This is a genomic window from Bacteriovorax sp. BSW11_IV (assembly GCF_000447755.1).
Taxonomy (GTDB): domain Bacteria; phylum Bdellovibrionota; class Bacteriovoracia; order Bacteriovoracales; family Bacteriovoracaceae; genus BSW11-IV.
The window spans coordinates 1-18,464 of sequence record NZ_AUNE01000045.1; the positions used below are offsets into that span (position 1 = coordinate 1).

Consider the following 18,464-nt stretch of genomic DNA (forward strand, 5'->3'; position numbering starts at 1 on the left):
TAGGGTGAAGATGCGATTAGAGTTTCACCATCAATTTTTGTTACAAAACCAAATTTGTCATTGGCCTGTGAGTTGAGGGCCTTGTTGTACGATTCAAAAACCCACTGATTATCTTTAAAAAGGTAAGTTGAAATTGAACCAGCGTTAGGTGCATCAATATCATTTGGAAGTGGTTGTGTACTCCATGATGCATTTCCTGTAGTTGAATCGCCATGTGCTGCGATTGCAATAGCGTTATGTGAGATAGAAACTTTACTACCAAAGTTTTGACTTTGATTTGAGTTTTCGGCTTTGAAATATGCTTCTTGCTCCCATAATGAATCAGAATTTCTTTTAAATAGATATGCTGAACCAGAGTTAGACATACCATTTGATTCTAAAAATGTAGTACCTACATGGACTCCAGAGAGATTGTTGTCTTCATATGGTGCACCTACAATTATTCTTTGGTCATAAATATCGACAGATGATCCAAAGTTATCCGAACTTCCTGGGTTTGAGGCCTTGAAAAAGGCAGCGAGACTCCAAGTTGAACCATCTCGTTGATAGACATAGGCTGCACCGGAATTACTGAATGAGTTATTTGTGGAAGGAGAAGAACTATTAGATACACCCGATAAACTCGTATCTTCTTGAGGTGAACCGACAACAATTGTATTTTCATAGATAGCAACAGAAGTACCAAAGAGATCATTTGAACTATTGTTAATAGGTTTTATGTAAGCTTCTTGAATCCAGTTTACACCTGTTCGTTTATAGACATAAACGGCACCAGAGCCTGTGAACGAGTTATTTATTGATGCTGATGGACCATTAGTGATTCCTGATGTACTGGAATCTTCGCCCGGAACACCTACAACAATCGTGTCTTGATGGATATCAATATCAAAACCAAAAGAGTCATTATCATCAGCATTTACGGATTGAAGATAGGCCTCTTGTGCCCATGTTGTTCCCGTTCTAGTAAAGATATAAACAGAACCACGATTATTGGCAACGTTGTCCGTACTTCCAATTGGGCCATTGATAATGACATTCGTTGATGAATCATCAAGAGTCGCTCCTACGATTAATGTGTCACCATTGATCGCAATTGAAGTACCGAACTCATCGCCAGCATCAGGCGCAGTCGCTTTGATGTAGGCTTCTTGAACCCAAGTGTCACCAGTTCTTTTATAAACATAGACAGCACCACTATCTGCGCTAGAGTTGTCAGCACTTGAGCCTACGCCATTTGTAATTGTCGTTTGATTGCTGTCTTCTTTTGGCGCACCGACTACGATAGTGTCTCCGGATATATCAGCACTAAATCCAAATGAATCATCAATTCCAGAGTTAGAGCTTTTAATAAAGGCTTCTTGATACCAACCTTTTTTGATTGTTATCATGTGATTGGTTAATGTCGCAGCAGAATTTGTAAAGCCCACAAAGTCTGAAATTAATCCTGCTCCAATATTGATCCCAATCACTCCTTCACCAGAAAGTCCACTTAGGGTTACGATGAAGTTGGTATTATCCCCAGTGTTCGTTATGGTTATTGTTGATGCAGTAATATTTGAGCCTGATGCAAATTGAATATCAGAAGTCGTGAAACTTGTGGCATCAATTTCTTCAGAAAAAGTTACTCTGTATCTCAATGGTTCAATTGATGCAGGATTGGCCTGATTGATATCGCGTGAAATAGTAAGAGTAGGGATATCCTGATCGTATTTGACGATATTATCTACAGAGGTAGAGGGAAGATTTCGGTTGTAATATGGATCATAGACAGTGAAGCGCTCAATCACGGGAATAATTGTTCCACCACCATTAATACTCGTTGTTGTGATTAAGAAGTTTCTGTTGTCACCACAGTTTGTGATTGACCAATCTAAACCACCAGCGCCAGCTGTACCCATATTTTTGATATCGGAAGTCGTAAATGAACTAGTGAGAATTTCCTCTGAAAAAGTTACGAGGTAGTTAATACTTGGATCATTTGTAAATGAAATCTGAGTTGAAACGATCGGACAAGAACCGACAACTCCACCAGGGTGTTTTTCAATTGCTACACTTGGAGCTGTGATATCAAAGTAGATCGAATTATTTATACTAGTAGAAGCGCTTCCTAAATTATTAAAAATATCTTCAACAAGATTTGCTCCAATTGTCGGTTGGATGAATCCATCACCTTCAACAGCGATGGCCTCTAAAAGAAAGGTCATGTTGTCGCCACAATTAGTGATAGACCAACTAAGATTTCCACTTCCCCCTGAACCAGCATTTGAAATATCACTTAAATCAAACGTTTCAGGAAGAATAACTTCATCAAATTGAACCAAATACTTAAGGGATAGTTCTCGTGTGATTTCTTCTTGCACTGGAATAAGTGCACAGTTTCCGTAAGTACCACCTGGATAAATTTCAATTGAGACTTCAGGACCTTTTACATCATATAAAACAGAGTTATCAACAGAACTTGAGGCCAAGTTGATATTACCCGCAATATCATTAACCATATTTGCGGGTAGAGTCGGTTGAATTGTTCCATCTCCAGTTATCGCATTTGCACTAACTAAGAAATTCAAATTATCCCCACACGAAGTAATATTCCATGTGAGTGCAGTAGAACCACCTGTTCCTACGTTTACGATATCTGAAGCTGTAAAAGTAGAGGGATCAATCGGATTATCAAAAGTTAAAATATAATTGATATCGAGGGCCGCTACAGGATCAGCTTGTGTAGTGATATTTGGACATGAGCCAATAACTCCACCAGGGTGTTGCTCTATGGTTGGATTGATGGCCAAAGAACTGTAAAGAACACTTCCATCACTACTACTTGATTCATTGTTAAAGTTTCCTAGTGTGTCTTGAATAGTGTTGGCCAAAATCTTAGGCCATATAGTTCCACCGCCTACGATTGCAGTAGTTGTGAGAAGATAATTTCTTTGATCACCACATGATGTAATATTCCAACTCAGGGTTGTCCCGCCACCAGTTCCAATATTACTGATATCACCGATTGTGAATGTTGAATTCGTGATTTGTTTTGAAAAAGTGATGAGATAATTTATTGTCTGTGAACTCGTCGGATCAACTTGTGCAGTAATATTTGGACAGCTTCCAACGACACCTCCAGGGTGTTGATTAATAACTACATATGGACCCGCATTATCAAAAGTAACTTGGTTATCAACGCCATAAGTTGGAAGAGCATTACTATTGCCGGCCTTGTCATAAACTTTACCGGCCTGCATATTTGGAATGATTGTTCCTGAAGTACCTACGGCAGTTGCTTGCAATGTAAAATTTTGATCGTCACCAGAGTTCACAATCGACCAAGAAGAAACGTAGGCACTGGCTCCAGAGTTTAAGTAAATATCATCAGTCGTAAATGATGTTGGATCTATGGCCTCATTGAATACAACATCAAAGAGGATAGGCGTTGTGGCCGTAGGATCTTGCTGAGTAGGTCTTTGAGAGAATATTACACTTGGTGCAGTGGTATCATATCTGACATTATTTCCATTTCCAGTAGGAATACTTGCTGGGAAGTCCTGTCCACCTAGAGCTTTAACTGTATTGGCATTTAGCGAAGGAATGACTGTACCATCATTACTTGCTGTAAGGGCCTTTAGGATAAAATTCTTACTATCTCCAGAATCTGTAATTTCCCAAGTAATACCTGTAACTGTCCCATTTTGAATAATATCAGATGTACTGAGAGTTGCTTGATCGACAACAGTATTAAATGTAATTAGAAATTCAATGGGCAAACTATTTGTACTTGCATTCACTCCGTGAGATGAAGCAATTGTCGGTGCTGCGATCAGAGTATTGTCTACTGTAACAATATTATCTGCACCATAGATCGGACTTGTATTAAAGTTTCCTGCCAAGTCTCTAACAACTCCTGCAGTCATTCTTGGTGAGATGGTTCCACTTGAACCGATTGAGACGGCTTCGATAACAAAATTCTGTCCATCTCCTGTGTTAATAACGTTCCAGCTTCCAACTGTGTTTGTTGAAGAACCATCAAGAACAATATCTAAACTTGAAAATGAACTCGTATCTATGGGCTCACTAAATTGCACATCGAATCGAACTGGTGCTCCCCCTGTGGGATCATCTTGATCAGCTCTTTGGGCAATTGTCATTGTTGGAGAGATTGAGTCAAAGGTTACGGTATTATTTAATGAAGATGAAGGAGTATTATTTTTTAGAGAAACAGTTTGAACAGAGGATGCACTCAATCGGGGAATGATGGTCCCTTGTCCAGTGATCGCTGTTGTTTGCAATTTAAAGTGAGTACTACTACCACAATTTGTAATTGACCAATTTAGAGTTGTTGCCCCACCTGTTCCATTATTAATAATGTCGGAAGTTGTAAATGTTGAGGGGTCAATAGGGTTGTTGAAAACGACTTCGTATTCTATGAGCTGTGAATTCGTAATACTTGGAGTTGTAGAAAAGGTACAACTACCAACACTTTTGGCAGTGGCCTTTTCAATTGTGACGTTCAAAGATGTATTGACATAGGTAATGGAAGAATCAGTGCCTGAAGAATTGTTGTTCAAAAGTCCTGTAGCTGTTTCAACAGAGTTTGCAGCGATTGTTGGAATTACTGAACCATCACCTTCAATTGTATTAACGACTAGTTGAAAGTTTTGATTGTCTCCACAATCAACAAGGCTCCAATTTAAGTTTAAGCTACCTCCCTTTCCAGAGTTCGTAATGTCAGAAATATCAAATGATGTAGGGTCAATTGATTCCGAAAACGAAATTTTGAAAGAGTTTCCAGCTGTTGTTGATGGGTCGAGAGTTTCTGTGAAAGTACATGATCCGATAGTTTCGTTAATGGCCTGATTGATTTCGACATTTAAAGTTGGACCGGGAGTAGGGCCGCCGGAAGGAACTTCTTCACTATTGTCGCCACCGAATAATTGATTAGACGTAGGGAGGCTAACTCTAATTTTAGAGTTATCACAGCTAGAATAGAGAGCTATCATTGTTAATAGGAGAAGAATCTTTAAAAACTTAATGTTGAACCCTACTTCTTTTTAAGTTTTGTTTTCGCTACCCATCAACGCAATTTATTTGCGCTTCCTAAATTATAAATTTTTATTGAAATTCTTTCACAAATAGAGTTTCGTTACGTGTTAAAAAGGTTGAAGAGTGCCCTAATGTCAGGCGGTTAAGTGAGGTGTAGGGGGTTTTTGTTGAGAATATTTTGCCTAATGAGTGAGCTAAAAAATAGGCAAATACGAATAATTGAGGTCCAAACTTGTTGGATTCTGATGACCTTTAGTCATTTAGTGGTATGTCGAAATTATCTAAGAAGCAAAGACAGTTGCGAACCATTTAGAGAGAATTTTTCGGTTTCCAGATTTGGTGTTGATTTTGAAGAGTTCGCCATTGGACTCAACATAGATGTACGTTCTGTCTTTGTTTATCCATATTGCATTGATTTTTGAAGGAATAATATTTCCTTTCCCTTTTTTATAAGGAGTACTGATAGACGCTTCGTTACCTGTTGTCGCATCTAATTCTGTAATATCACCATTGAGAGCTATGATGAATTGATTTTCATTGTCCGTTGAAAGCACTAGCGGCTGGTTAAAATCTAGGTCGAAGTTAAGTAATAGAGCATCAGTTTTTGTCGTTCTTTGAAGTGTTACAAGGTCTATCTCGACAAAACCAGAAGTTGAACAATTGAATGAATAGAGTTTTGTTTCGCTTTGGTTAATTGTAAAATCTTTTGGCCCACACAAAGAAACACCACTTCCAACTCCAGAATTGTCGGCAATTTTTATAAAACTTCCGTTGTCTACATCGAGGCGATATATTTCGTCATTAAATTGACTCGTAAAATAGAGATATTGATTCGTCGGGCCTAATTTCATTAAGGAAAATGTTGCGAATGGAAAAGACGGTGAAGACGTAGCGTCGATGATTATTGTTCTATTTCCTGTGGCAATTTCAACTTTCAATACATATTGAGACTTTTGCCCAAAATAATAAATGAAGTTGTCATCACTCGTAATTGCAATCTGCGGGTTGTCTTCATTATCGTAAAGTGGTCCTGTCCCTAGAGAGTTATCAGATGTGATTGATCTATTTCCAGTTTGGGGATTAACTTCTTTGATACCAAGTTCATAAGTCGATGAAAAAAAGATTCTCGATTCATCTGAAGTTACTACCATTGATGAACTTTTGATTATATTGGGGCCACTTGCGGTGTAACCAGAAGCGACTAAAGATCCTGATGGTGCTGTCAAATTCATTTTGTAGATTAAGGGACTATTGCTCCCTCCATTTAAAAAAGCAAAAGATTTGTCAAAAGGATCGAGTGTAAATCCTCTGTAGTTGAAGATGTCAAATCCAGGAATATCGCCATCATCAAAGAGAACAACTCTATCACCTGTTGTTTTATCTACTTCGAAAATATATCTTTCAGCATATGCATAAAGATAATTGTTATCAAATTGTTCTATATTTAAAATATTTCTGAAAATGAATGATGTTCCTGTTCCAATATCGTAGTTTGAAAAAAGAGATTTGTTTCCAGTTGTTAAATTAACTTTAAAAATATACCCCTGTGAGAATGGTGTGAAATAGCCATAATCTGTAATGTAAGCTTCATCGTTCAGCTCATCAACATAGATATCTTTCGGCGAATTAAATAAAGAACCGCCTGTTCCAATTGCGTTACTTGAAATTAGCGTAGCTAAACTTGATGTGAGGTTTAATCTTATCAATGATTGAGAACCACCATCTAAGATATAAAGATTTTCACAGGCCATATCGAGACGAGCACCATTGGGGAATTGAAGTTCTGCGATATTTGAATCTGTTGAAGTAATAACAGATGTCACTTTTGTAGAAAGATCTATTTTTAAAAATTCAGTAACATCTGTCTGTGTATTTTGAACTTCTAGAATTCCAAAGTTTTGAGAAGTACAGAGGTAGAGTTGCTTCATTCTTTTGTAATCAGAAGACTGCAATTCATAACGTAGAAAAATAGGATTGTGCACACCTGATGTTGTATTAAGTTCAAAAATGGCCTGCGCATTATTATCGAGAAAGTAAGACTTGTTATCTACACTATTTGTCTGAATGAGTCCTGGAGCAGAAAGGATGTAATTAAAATTATCATCTTCTGTTGCATCGGAATCATTGTTTGCATCGGAAGATTTTCCAGCAGAAGAATTGCCAAGAACTTTTTCAAAGGACACGGTAATGTTTGAGTTTATACAGGACGTAAACCCAAGTGCTAAAAATAGAATATAAATTAAGCCTCTACCCATAACTATATTATCGGTGTGTTTTCAAACTTTAGTTAAGGACCATTGAAAATCATATGAGTCAGTGTGGCAAAAATGAAAATTCCACAACAATGGAATGGATAATTTATTGTTAATAGGTGAGGTGCGCTAATTGACCGTACAGTGCTTTTAAGGCTTAAGCGGGGATCACTTAGCATCTTTTGGAGGCATTTACCTTATATTAGGCCCTTGAAGGAACGTGATTGATTAGGGTATTTTAATTAGATGAAAATATACGGTTTTACCCTTCTAAGAAATGGAATTAAGTTCGATTACAGTTTTCGCGAGTGCTTAAAAAGCTTATCGCCTCTGGTGGATAAGATTTATATCGCCGTTGGAGATTGTGATGATGGCACAAAAGAGGCCCTAAAAGAATTTGATAATCTCGTCATCATCGACACTATCTGGGATCCAGCCATCATGGGTGATGGTGGACAGATTCTTTCACAACAAACGAATATTGCTCTTGAAGCTCTACGTAAAGATCATGGTGCAGAAAATGATGCTTGGGGATTTTATCTTCAATGTGATGAACTTTTGCATGAAGATGAGATTGAAAGAATTAGGCATGATATTGAAGAGGCCCAGAAAACGGGTTGCGATGCGGCTCGATTTAGATATTTCCATTTTTGGCAAAGCCATTACGAGATCGCTCTTTCAAGAAGATGGTATCCTCATGAAGTGCGTGCCGTAAAACTTAATTCAAATATCCAAAGCTACGGGGACGCTCAGGGCTTCAGTGGCATCACAAAGGCCTATGAGTCAGAATGTAGAATTCTTCATTATGGTCACGTTCGTGAAGCGGGAAGTTATGCTGAAAAGCAAAAGCTCCTTATTCAAATGATTCGCCCAGCTGAAAAGTTCAAAAAATATTTCAATCGTGAGAAAAAAGCATTCGCTGCTACAGAAACGGCCAAAGTTCTCATGAAGCATCCTGCAGTCATGCAAAAACGTATCGAGAGAATGGGTGAGCCATACTCATTTGATACTCGTGAGATTGTTTATGTTGTCGGAGATTGGACTGAATTTTCTGATGAGCTTGTTGCGAGTATAAATGCTAAAGAAGTTCATTTCGTTAGCTCGACAGAAGAAGTTCCTTTTGAACACAGATTCAAAAATATGGTAGTCATGAATCCAAGTCTTATGGATCGCTTCCAATATAGTCAGAAAAAAGACTTCAATATGAAGTCTGATTTCGCAAGACCTTGGGGAAAAGATCTAGAACTACTTATGAGATTGTCTGCGATTGGCGTCTCTCAAAGATAGGTGCCACGTTCCCTAAATATATCTTTAGGGAACATGGCACATCTCTTTTTATTTATCACAACTATTGTAATCCACTTCAAATGATAGATTGGAATTATTAAATCCTGACGATGTCCAAGATGTGCCGTTAAAGATGTTAATATCTGAGACGGCGATTTTGGTTGGTGAAACGTAGGGGATCGTGAAAGAGCCGCCAGTTGGAGAGAGAACGAAGTAGTAGCTGTTTCCAACTTCAAAATAAATTTCAGATGAAAGCATGAATTCAATTTTCGTTCCTGTGTCACTACTTCCAAGGCCGGAAGTTACTGTCGTTGACCCAAGTAGCGTTCCTGTATCATTTGAGCCAGTGTCACCTTTGTAAACGTCTAGTTTAATCGCAGTAAGATTACTTGACTCCATTTGGAAGGTGACTTTATTGGAATAAATCTTAGTTCCAACAATGCCGTTCATGTGCATTCGTTGGGAAATTTTTTGAGTGGCCCCAACCGTAACAGAGCTTGTGTTGCCATAAAAGGTTTCTTTGTCTGGACAGGCGAAAATTGATTCAGGGTCAATTTCTCCACATGATTGGAGAAGAACAAATAAAGGTAGCAAAAATAATAACTTCATATCTCTATTGTATTCTTTTTGGAATTATTTTCACTATCTTTATTGTTAATTTATCTTAATCTAGCATTTTGATTATGCAGCAATTTTTGAATTTAGCTTTTGGTAAATAATTTGATTTTGATAATCAAACATTGCTCCAATTTGTGAAATACAAATTTTCCCGTCATTTAGGTCCATGTAGAATTGTCTTTCAATTGATTTAAAATCAACATCATCACGCAAAATCTCATTTCGAACTATTTTTAAATTTTTCAAAAAACCCATATGCTCTTTTGTATTTATTTCTTTGAAAGCTTGAAGAGTTATATTTACAAAAAACTCACTAAAATTCTTATGGGCCCACAGGTCATCATGAAGTATTTCAAGTGCAATTGCGGTGGATTTTAAGAGGTAGGCATCTTTATTGGGAAGAGTATTTTTAGCTAGATCATCCATATATTTATTATAGCTATCTAAGCAGCTTTTAAATTGTGAACTTTTCCTTGAGTATAATTGCCAGGTTGCAACACTTATAAAACCAAAGATTGCTGCAATAAAAGAAAGGAGTCTTTGTTTTTTAGTGTTTGCAATCGCTAGGATGATATTCGCTCTTTGGTACTCTAGAGATGGCGAATTAACATTATAGCTTAAGTTTTTGTTATCTGTACTAGCATATAGTCTACCCTCATCTTTGATGAAGTTAGTTACAACTAACGCATCTTTTTTTTCTAAGAAATTTAGATTTGATGAGTGTCCAAGAAAGGAAGAATAATTCAGAGTTAGAAAAATGAATCCATGCAAAAAAATTGGAAAAGACATTCTAAAGAATATAACGTCCCATTTTGGATAATTTCGAAAAGTACTAAACTTCAAGAATAAAATTTTATTAATAAAGTGATTAATTGTTTTTATGAATGAATGCGTGATCTTGTTTATCTGATCCATTCTAAATCTATTTTTAAAATATCTATTTAAAAACTCTAGGATAAAAATCAGAGAATAACCAAAGAGTATGTAGAAGTAGTATGTGTTTTTATTAGTTTCAAAATTGTAATATGTTGTCGTGTCATTAAAAAAAGATACTAGAAAGTAAGTTCCGAGAGATATAGGAACTAAAAGATACATCCATCCAAAAAAATCATCCTGTGTTTGAGTCTGTAGCTTAATTGGAGAATGGACCTCATCTATAACTCTTTGTCCGTTCTCTTTGATGGAAAAGTGTGACATGTTTATACACTCCTGAATGGTTAATGTTTTAGAAGCATAAATAACTTTTGACTCATATCTATATCGAGTAACGCCTAAGATTTAAAATTTATTTTAATATCAGAGAGTTATAAAACTATTTTTCTGCAGAGAGTTAAGGAATCTTGATTTTAATAACGATTGAGATGTCTTGTTTTTGTGTCGCTACTAACAATGTGTCTTTTACAAAATTCAAAAAATGAATTAATTTATTTACTTAAATTATTGATTACTTGTATGGTTTTACGCCATGCAAATTGAGAAGGTTTGGGGTATGAAGGGAATTATTCTCGCAGGCGGTTCTGGAACACGATTAAATCCTGCAACTTTATCGATATCAAAACAAATTATTCCCATCTACGACAAGCCGATGATTTATTATCCGCTGTCAGTGTTAATGCTCTCTAATATCAGAGAGATTCTTATTATCTCGACTGAAAGAGATATCATTCATTTTGAAAACCTATTTGGAAATGGCCATCAACTTGGTCTTGAGATTTCTTATAAAGTTCAACCTTCTCCGGATGGTCTTGCACAGGCCTTTATTTTAGGTGAAGACTTTATTGGTGATGATAGTGTTTGTCTTGTTTTGGGAGACAACATCTTCTACGGACAAGGTTTAACTGGAAAATTAGAAGAGGCGGCAAGACTTGAAAAAGGGGCCACTATTTTTGGTTACTATGTTCAAGATCCTGAGAGATATGGGGTTGCTGAATTTGATAAAGATTTAAAAGTTTTATCTCTTGAAGAAAAGCCTGAAGTTCCTAAATCTAATTATGCAGTAACTGGCCTTTACTATTTTGATAATAAAGTCATTCAAATTGCTAAGAACGTTAAGCCATCTGATCGTGGAGAGTTAGAGATTACAAGTGTAAACCAAGAGTACTTGAAAAATGGCGAGCTCTCGCTTCAACTTCTTGGAAGAGGAGTGGCCTGGTTAGATACGGGAACTCACACTTCACTCCTAGAGGCTTCAAACTTCATTCAAACAATTGAGAAAAGACAGGGGCTAAAGGTCGCTTGTCTTGAAGAAATTGCTTATAATAAAAAATGGATTACGAAAGACGTTGTAAAAGAAGCGATTCAAAAAATGAAAAATAGTGAGTACGGAAAGTACTTACAACGTATTATAAAAGAAGACTAAAATGAAAAATATTCTTGTTACTGGCGGCGCAGGCTTTATTGGTTCAAACTTTGTTCACTACTTTTTGGCAAAGCATAGCGATTACCACCTCATTAACCTCGATCTTCTAACTTATGCGGGAAATCTTGAGAACTTAAGTGGTGTAGACGAGTCAAAACATACTTTTGTAAAAGGTGATATTTGTGACCGCCCTTTAGTGGAAAGTCTTTTTGAAAAATATGATATTCAAGGTGTGATTCATTTCGCAGCTGAGTCTCACGTTGATAATTCAATTCTTGACCCTGATGAGTTTGTGAGAACAAATGTAATGGGTACATTTACTTTAATTGATGTTGCTAGAAAGTTTTGGATGGATGGTCCGTTTAACTACAAAGACAAATATAAAAATTGTCGATTCCACCATATTTCAACTGATGAGGTTTATGGAACTTTGGGAGATACTGGTTATTTCACTGAAGAAACTCCTTATGCTCCCAATTCACCATACTCAGCGTCTAAGGCATCTTCAGATATGATCGTAAGATCATATTTTCATACTTTTGGTATGAACGTCGTAACCACGAATTGTTCAAATAACTATGGCCCTCGTCAACATGATGAAAAGCTTATCCCAACTATCATTCGTTCGGCGCTTGCTAGTAAACCTATTCCTATTTATGGGGATGGGAAAAATATTAGAGACTGGTTGTTTGTAGATGATCACTGTTCGGCAATTGATGTTGTTTATCACAAAGGTAGAGCAGGAGAGACATACAATGTTGGTGGAGATGCTGAGAAAACAAACTTAGAAGTTGTTCATACGATTTGCGAAATTTTAGACAATAAGAAGCCACGTGCAACTGGAAGCTATAAAGACTTAATTACTTTTGTAAAAGATAGACCAGGTCACGATAAGAGATATGCTATTGATGCTAGTAAGCTCAAGAGCGAGCTTGGGTGGAAGCCCGAGCATACTTTTATGCAAGGGCTTGAGACAATAGTTTAATTGATTATTTCAAAAACTTTATTCTTAAGAATATTGTTTACGTAATAAGATAAGTGGTCTGTGTCAGTGAACAGAAATTCCATGTGGTCAAAACCATAGCATTTATTTTCTGTTCCTGAGCAGGTTATATCCATAGGGTCGATAAAGACAATATTTGGATACTTCTTCTGCATTTCATAGAGAAAATCTGTTACTTTACTTCTTCTTTTTTGAGCAACATTCTTATCAATCACAAGAAGTTCTTTGAGCTCACTTGGAGTTTTTACTCTTTTTTCAAGTTTAATTGCACGACTGATTACATCCCATCCATTCGTATGTCCTGGTAGAATTATGATAAGTTTATCAGCATTCAAAGACATTTCAGTTACACTCTTCTCAAGTGATTTAAAAAACAAAGCTTCTCTTTGTGCTAGAGGAAGTCTTGGTTCTGTTGAGGCGTAGTATGGCTCTCTTTTTTCAACACCACCCATTTCGTTATCAAAACCATCACCGTAAAGATAAAGAGGAAGTCTCGCTGTTGTCACGATAGTAAGATTATTCTTTATTTCTTTTCTCAGTTTTCTAAAATAAGAAAGTCTCTTGTTCTGATACTCAGGTGTACATCTTGTTGTGTGGTGATTGTGATAAATCTGAAGATCAAGTAAGAAAGGACATCCCCCACCACTTAGATCATAAAAATTTGAATAACCAGAGTTGTCTCCATAAAAAGACTCAGTCAGAACACGAGCGTGACTGTCTCCAACAATAACGACACTCTTGTCTTTCTTTTGCCCGCTTGTATTACATACATATTCATCAATCGGTGGAAATGGACAACTTTTCTTATTCTCTTCATGGCCACCGTATTTAACAGGAACTTCTTTTTCATAGAAAGGGAAAGTTACTTTTTCAACAGGCTTAGTTGTTAAGCTACCATATCCACCAACGGCAATGAATATTACTGATGATACAACTGCAAAACGAACAAGTGATGGAATAGAAATTCGTTTTGAGAATCGAATTGGTTGTTCAACAAATCTCCAGCTAATATATCCAAGTGCAAGTGATGAAAATACGAGCATTGATTTTTCAAAGACTGTAAACGAAAGCATTTTGTAGGCATGGTAAAAGGCAATAAGTGGCTGGTGCCATAGATAAGTACTGTAGCTTATCATTCCAATCCCAACGAGTAACTTGTTTCCGAGAAGTTTTGCCGTGATTGATTTTTCGTTGTAGAAAAATAGTATCAGTGCCGTACCGATTGTTGGGAAAAGGGCATAGAAGCCTGGAAATGGAGTGTCTGCATCAAAAGCAAAGATACCAATTAGAATTAGTGTTAGTCCAAGAAGTCCCATGGAATTTGATTTTCTTAATGTATAGGCCTTCACTGGAAGAAATGCTAAAAAGGCGCCAAGGGCGATTTCCCAAGTTCTCCACGGATGTAAATAGAAATTTGCAGTTGGATTATGGCGGCTTGAGTAACAAGATGCCGCAAAACTTAGAATCATAAATCCTGTTAAAAATTTAAATATTTGGTTTTTACTCCATTTTTTATACGCAAAAAGCATCAATGGAGGAAATATCAAATAATATTGTTCTTCTACCGCTAAACTCCATGTGTGAAGTAGTGGTTTCAGCTCAGATGCCGTATCAAAGTAGCCGCTTTCATACCAAAATAAAAAATTTGAAGAAAACAGTGGCACAAAAAATAAACTTTCAAAAAAGTTCTTTAAATCAAGGGCCGGTAACAGTTGGGGTGCGATAATTACACAAGCAACCATGACAACCGTCAAAGCAGGCATCAAGCGTTTAACTCTTCGTAAATAAAAGTCCTTCAAACTGAATGAATTATCATCTAACGATTTAAGAATAATTGATGTGATGAGGTATCCACTAATGACAAAGAAGACATCGACTCCGGTATAACCACCTTCGAAAAGTTTAAATCCTGAGTGAAATAGTATTACTGGCAATACAGCAATGGCCCTAAGACCATCTATATCTCTTCTGTACTTTATGGACATGAAAACGCCTTATTGAACTGATTTTTTTAGAATAAATGTTATGAAAATATAAAGAAATGAATGCCGCTGTGTCAATGTGCGAGAGGGATGACGCACTTCTGTGTATCAATGAAAAAATCCAAACTTAGAGTAAGCAAGTGCTGGAAGTCTCGTAATTTCTAGTGTTAAATGAGTACATCAAATTTATTTTTATGAATCTGACCTTTAGAGAGAGAGTCTTTCGTAAATAAGTAGAGAGAAAAAGGTAATATATGAATGAGGTCACTAAGCGTCAGGCTAAGTCTTTGTTGAATCTCCAATCAATCAATAAATTAATGAATACGGTGGAAAATAACATTCCATTGTCCCTTAAAAACATCATCAGCTTCTCTCTCTTTTTCTTCCTTGCACTTTTCTTAATGAGTTTTGGCTATTTCCAAGAATTTAGTGAAATGCGCTTCAATATTTATTTTGTGGCAATACTGTCTTGGGGAGTATTTTTTGTTCTATGGGCATGGCGTAATTTAACTTACTTTCAAACATTTTATACTTGGCTAATTTTTCTTCTCTTTTTTCCTAAGAAAGAACTAGTGGGGCAGAGCACGCTTAATCTTTTTAATCTCGGGTTTGGCCTTTTAGAAGATGCGGGATCAATTCATCTTATATTGGAGTTCTTTTTCATCATTGCGCTCTTATTCAATTTAATAAAAGAGCGTAAGAGTGTTCTGAACTTTGAAAATAAAGTATTCAAATATATTTTCTATTCATTATGTACGGTAGGGCTTATTGGTCTTATGCACATTCTAGTAGTGGGTCACAGAGTGGACAAAAACCCATTCATCTCGTTATTTGAATTAGATCAAATATTTTTAGCAATTTTTGCCCTGTTGTTCGCTCCACTGATTCAGACAAAGAAACAAGTGAAGACAATTTTGATTCCATTTGTCGTAATGGGGACACTGCTTGCTCTTGAATACTTCCTTGGAAGATTTAGAATTTCACCATTATCTGTTCGCTATTATTCTTTCAATTATAGAAATGCTTTTAGAAGCATCTTTATGGCGAACGATTTGATGATGGGACTCATGAGCTTTGCAGCGATTGGTTCTGCATTCTATTTTTATTTAAATACTAAAAAGAATAGATATTTGATTATGTTTATTGCTTTTCACTTATTAGTTCTTGAAACATTTAATAGGGCACATAGTTTTCCACTCTATATTGCAATTTTCTTGGCCTGTTTAATAAGCCGAAAAATAAAATTTATCGCCGGCTATATTGTTATTGTGATTGGCTTAAATTTAATATCACTTAAACTTTCAACAATTCAACCGCCAAAAGATATGGGTAGAGATTCTTTGAGTGAATATGAGTGGGTGGCAAATTATTCTGGTTACTCAAAACCTGTTCATTATGGATATGACAGACCTGGTGGTTATCTTTCTAAGACTTCATCACTAGAGAGATTCGGTGCATTTTATAGAGCATTTGATTTAATTGTGACAAATCCTCTTATGGGGATTGGACCAGGAAATTCTAAGAAGGCCATGATGTCTGATAGATTTAAATCATATTTTGATTTATCAAGTCTTCCTTATTCTTCTCAAGAATTTTATCAAAAAATCAAAAATGGTGAACATCCATCGAACTCGCATAATTTGTATATCCATCTTGTTGCTGAGTACGGGATAACTATACTTCTCGCATTACTAGCGATTGGATATCTGATTTTTAGGAAAACGGCGCAAATAATTGTGAAAGGCGTAAGTGCAAATAATGAGAACTTATCTTTTCTCTTTGTAACTTATGCCATGGCCGGATACTTTTGTTTTCAAGTAAAACCATTGTTATTGGCCTTATTTATTCTGTTTATGTATTTATTTATTAGATTTGATGAATTGAGAGAGGAGTAAAATGGAACAACCATTTGTTTCAGTCATTATTAATTGTTTAAACGGCGAAGACTACCTTAAAGAGGCCATCGATTCAGTTTACGCACAAACATATACAAATTGGGAAATCATTTTCTGGGATAATAACTCTACGGATTCCACTGCTGAAATTGCCAAGTCTTATGGTGAAAAAGTAAAATACTATAAGGCAGATGTTACTGTTCCACTTGGCGAGGCAAGAAACCTTGCTTGGAAAAAAGCGACGGGAGATTTGATTGCTCTTTTAGATGCCGACGATATTTGGCTTCCAACAAGACTAGAAGAAGGGATAAATGCTCTTTGGAATTCTCCCCACTCTGTTTGTTATGCTGGATTGGAGAAAATTACAGAGGATGGAGCTCACATTGATAATGCTCTCCCACTATATGAACCAGGAAATTTATTTTCAAAATTACTACGCCAATTTGATGTGAATATTTCGACACTATTGATTAAGCGTAAGGATCTTGAAAAGTATAATTTTGAATTTGATAAGAATATTACAGCAAGTGAAGAGTACAATCTCTTCGTTAGAATTGCTGCAAAATTGACTTTCTGTCCAATTCACAAAGTATTGGCAAAACTTAGAATCCACGGAAATTCTCTTACAGATAAGGCCATAAGTAAGTGGGCCTATGAGAGAGAATATACTTTAAATCAAGTTCGTAATGAAAATCCTGGAATTGAAAAAGATTTTCCTAGAGAGTTCGAAGAAGCTTATGCGAGAGGAAATTATTATAGAGCAAGATATTTAATGAGCTTGAATGAAAAAAGTAAGGCGAGAGAGGAAATGGGCAAAGTAAAAAGTGTCGATTTCAAATACTTCCTTCTTTATGTGACACTCTTTTTCCCTAAAGAAGTATGGCATCTAATTCATACACCAGAGATGAAACACAAAATTCTTCCTCTGGTCTTTGGAATAAACAATAAAAAAAGCTAGCATAAGCTAGCTTTTTTTATATTTCGAATCCTTCAACCGAATCCACTAATTTATACTTTTCTCTCCATTGATCATCAGCACAGTAGATCTTGTATACAAGTTCCATTGTTTTGAAAGCATCTCTAGAAGTTCCAAACTTAATTGGAGTATTATCAAGAACGGCATTAGCAAACTCTTGAATTTCATCACTCCAAGAATTGTCTTGGTTGTAACGAATAGTCGTTTCCATTGGGTCTCCAGCATCATCTTCACCTGGGCGAACAATTGTAATTGTCTCTGCACCATAGCTCTTTGACCCTGAAAGGATACCAGAGAGAATAATTGCACCTTTAGAAAGTGAAATTTCTAGGTGAAATCTATGTCTCCATTGAGTTGCAGTAGAATTAAGGAAGGCCACAACGCCTCTTTCTGATTTCATAAGAGCGTATGCGTTGTCTTCTACATCATGACCCCAGAAATGATTGTCTACATAGCTTTTGAATTCAACAAATTCTCCAGCGAACATTCTCATCAAGTCGGCCATGTGGATACCTTGATCTAGAAGGATTCCACCACCTGCGATATCTCTTTTTGCACGCCAAGTTGACTGGTAAGAAATAATTTTCGATTTACCATAAACACCTCTCATATTGATTAGTGTTCCCAGTTCACCTGATTCAATGATCTCAAGCGCCTTTAGAATTGACTCATGATATCTGTGGTTGAAACCATATTTAAGTTTTAAATGTGGGTTTTTTCTCTCTGCTGCGATCACATCTGCAATATCTTTAAGATTACGGCCTGGTGGCTTCTCGCAGAAAACGTGCATATTGTTATTTAATCCAGCGATTGTTACTTCTGCTGCAATATCGTTTGTTAAACAAACAAAAAGAACATCAATCTTTTCATTTGCAAGCATGTCTTTATAGTTTGTGTAAACATTTGCACCTTGCTCAGAACTTACAGGATTTTCTTTGTACTTAATGTCGCAAACAGCAACTGTGTTAAAGTTTGGATGAGAATCGATGTATCCTCTTCTTCTTTGACCAACAACTCCATAACCAGCTATGGCAACATTATAAGTTTTGTTATTCATA

The 18,464-nt window shown here is 36.3% G+C and carries 11 protein-coding genes; 5 read left to right on the top strand and 6 right to left on the bottom strand.

The features are described 5' to 3' along the window. Positions 1-4,991: beta strand repeat-containing protein (locus tag M899_RS17845; protein ID WP_021271891.1), on the bottom strand; the 4,991-nt coding region annotated here is incomplete at its 3' end. A gap of 324 nt (positions 4,992-5,315) precedes the next feature. Further along, positions 5,316-7,289 (bottom strand): hypothetical protein, encoded by a 1,974-nt coding sequence (locus M899_RS11975; protein WP_155897203.1) that lies wholly within the window; start codon positions 7,287-7,289, stop codon positions 5,316-5,318. Between the two features lie 243 nt (positions 7,290-7,532). Here M899_RS11975 and M899_RS17850 point away from each other — a divergent pair, with 243 nt between their 5' ends. Next, positions 7,533-8,573: a glycosyl transferase family 2 gene (locus tag M899_RS17850; RefSeq protein WP_021271775.1), complete on the top strand. Its 1,041-nt coding sequence runs from the start codon at positions 7,533-7,535 to the stop codon at positions 8,571-8,573. A gap of 48 nt (positions 8,574-8,621) precedes the next feature. On the opposite strand, the gene M899_RS11985 is transcribed toward M899_RS17850, so the two are convergent. Further along, the gene (locus M899_RS11985) at positions 8,622-9,182 is read right to left on the bottom strand and encodes a hypothetical protein (RefSeq protein WP_021271725.1); all 561 of its coding nucleotides are present in this window, start codon (positions 9,180-9,182) and stop codon (positions 8,622-8,624) included. A gap of 72 nt (positions 9,183-9,254) precedes the next feature. Further along, positions 9,255-10,388 carry a hypothetical protein gene (locus tag M899_RS11990; RefSeq protein WP_021271875.1) on the bottom strand — a complete coding sequence of 378 codons (1,134 nt, stop codon included), beginning with the start codon at positions 10,386-10,388 and terminating at the stop codon, positions 9,255-9,257. A gap of 292 nt (positions 10,389-10,680) precedes the next feature. On the opposite strand from M899_RS11990, the gene rfbA reads away from it, so the two are divergent. Both rfbA and rfbB read left to right on the top strand, forming a co-directional pair. Continuing rightward, positions 10,681-11,550 (top strand): glucose-1-phosphate thymidylyltransferase RfbA, encoded by an 870-nt coding sequence (rfbA, locus tag M899_RS11995; RefSeq protein ID WP_034729237.1) that lies wholly within the window; start codon positions 10,681-10,683, stop codon positions 11,548-11,550. 1 nt (position 11,551) lies between these two features. Then, on the top strand, positions 11,552-12,535 hold the full coding sequence (gene rfbB / locus M899_RS12000) for a dTDP-glucose 4,6-dehydratase (RefSeq protein WP_021271910.1): 984 nt from the start codon (positions 11,552-11,554) through the stop codon (positions 12,533-12,535). On the opposite strand, the gene M899_RS17855 is transcribed toward rfbB, so the two are convergent. After that, positions 12,532-14,538, bottom strand: a complete 2,007-nt coding sequence (locus tag M899_RS17855; protein ID WP_021271843.1) for an acyltransferase family protein — start codon at positions 14,536-14,538, stop codon at positions 12,532-12,534. The two genes, rfbB and M899_RS17855, sit on opposite strands and share 4 nt — an antisense overlap. Positions 14,539-14,852: 314 nt before the next feature. Between M899_RS17855 and M899_RS12010 the strand changes: the two genes are divergently transcribed. Further along, positions 14,853-16,430, top strand: coding sequence for an O-antigen ligase family protein (locus M899_RS12010; protein WP_155897204.1), 1,578 nt, complete (start codon positions 14,853-14,855; stop codon positions 16,428-16,430). A gap of 1 nt (position 16,431) precedes the next feature. Further along, positions 16,432-17,388, top strand: a complete 957-nt coding sequence (locus tag M899_RS12015; RefSeq protein WP_021271786.1) for a glycosyltransferase family 2 protein — start codon at positions 16,432-16,434, stop codon at positions 17,386-17,388. A gap of 16 nt (positions 17,389-17,404) precedes the next feature. Here M899_RS12015 and M899_RS12020 read toward each other — a convergent pair whose 3' ends face one another. After that, a complete protein-coding gene (locus M899_RS12020; RefSeq protein WP_021271893.1) occupies positions 17,405-18,463 on the bottom strand; it encodes a Gfo/Idh/MocA family protein in 1,059 nt (352 codons plus the stop codon). Position 18,464 lies beyond the last annotated feature (1 nt).

Coding starts and splice junctions, on each gene's coding strand:
- M899_RS11990 (WP_021271875.1), bottom strand. CDS start 10,388: ATGTCACACTTTTCCATCAAAGAGAACGGACAAAGAGTTATAGATGAG.
- M899_RS11975 (WP_155897203.1), bottom strand. CDS start 7,289: ATGGGTAGAGGCTTAATTTATATTCTATTTTTAGCACTTGGGTTTACG.
- M899_RS12020 (WP_021271893.1), bottom strand. CDS start 18,463: ATGAATAACAAAACTTATAATGTTGCCATAGCTGGTTATGGAGTTGTT.
- M899_RS11985 (WP_021271725.1), bottom strand. CDS start 9,182: ATGAAGTTATTATTTTTGCTACCTTTATTTGTTCTTCTCCAATCATGT.
- M899_RS17855 (WP_021271843.1), bottom strand. CDS start 14,538: ATGTCCATAAAGTACAGAAGAGATATAGATGGTCTTAGGGCCATTGCT.
- M899_RS12015 (WP_021271786.1), top strand. CDS start 16,432: ATGGAACAACCATTTGTTTCAGTCATTATTAATTGTTTAAACGGCGAA.
- M899_RS17850 (WP_021271775.1), top strand. CDS start 7,533: ATGAAAATATACGGTTTTACCCTTCTAAGAAATGGAATTAAGTTCGAT.
- rfbA (WP_034729237.1), top strand. CDS start 10,681: ATGAAGGGAATTATTCTCGCAGGCGGTTCTGGAACACGATTAAATCCT.
- rfbB (WP_021271910.1), top strand. CDS start 11,552: ATGAAAAATATTCTTGTTACTGGCGGCGCAGGCTTTATTGGTTCAAAC.
- M899_RS12010 (WP_155897204.1), top strand. CDS start 14,853: ATGAATACGGTGGAAAATAACATTCCATTGTCCCTTAAAAACATCATC.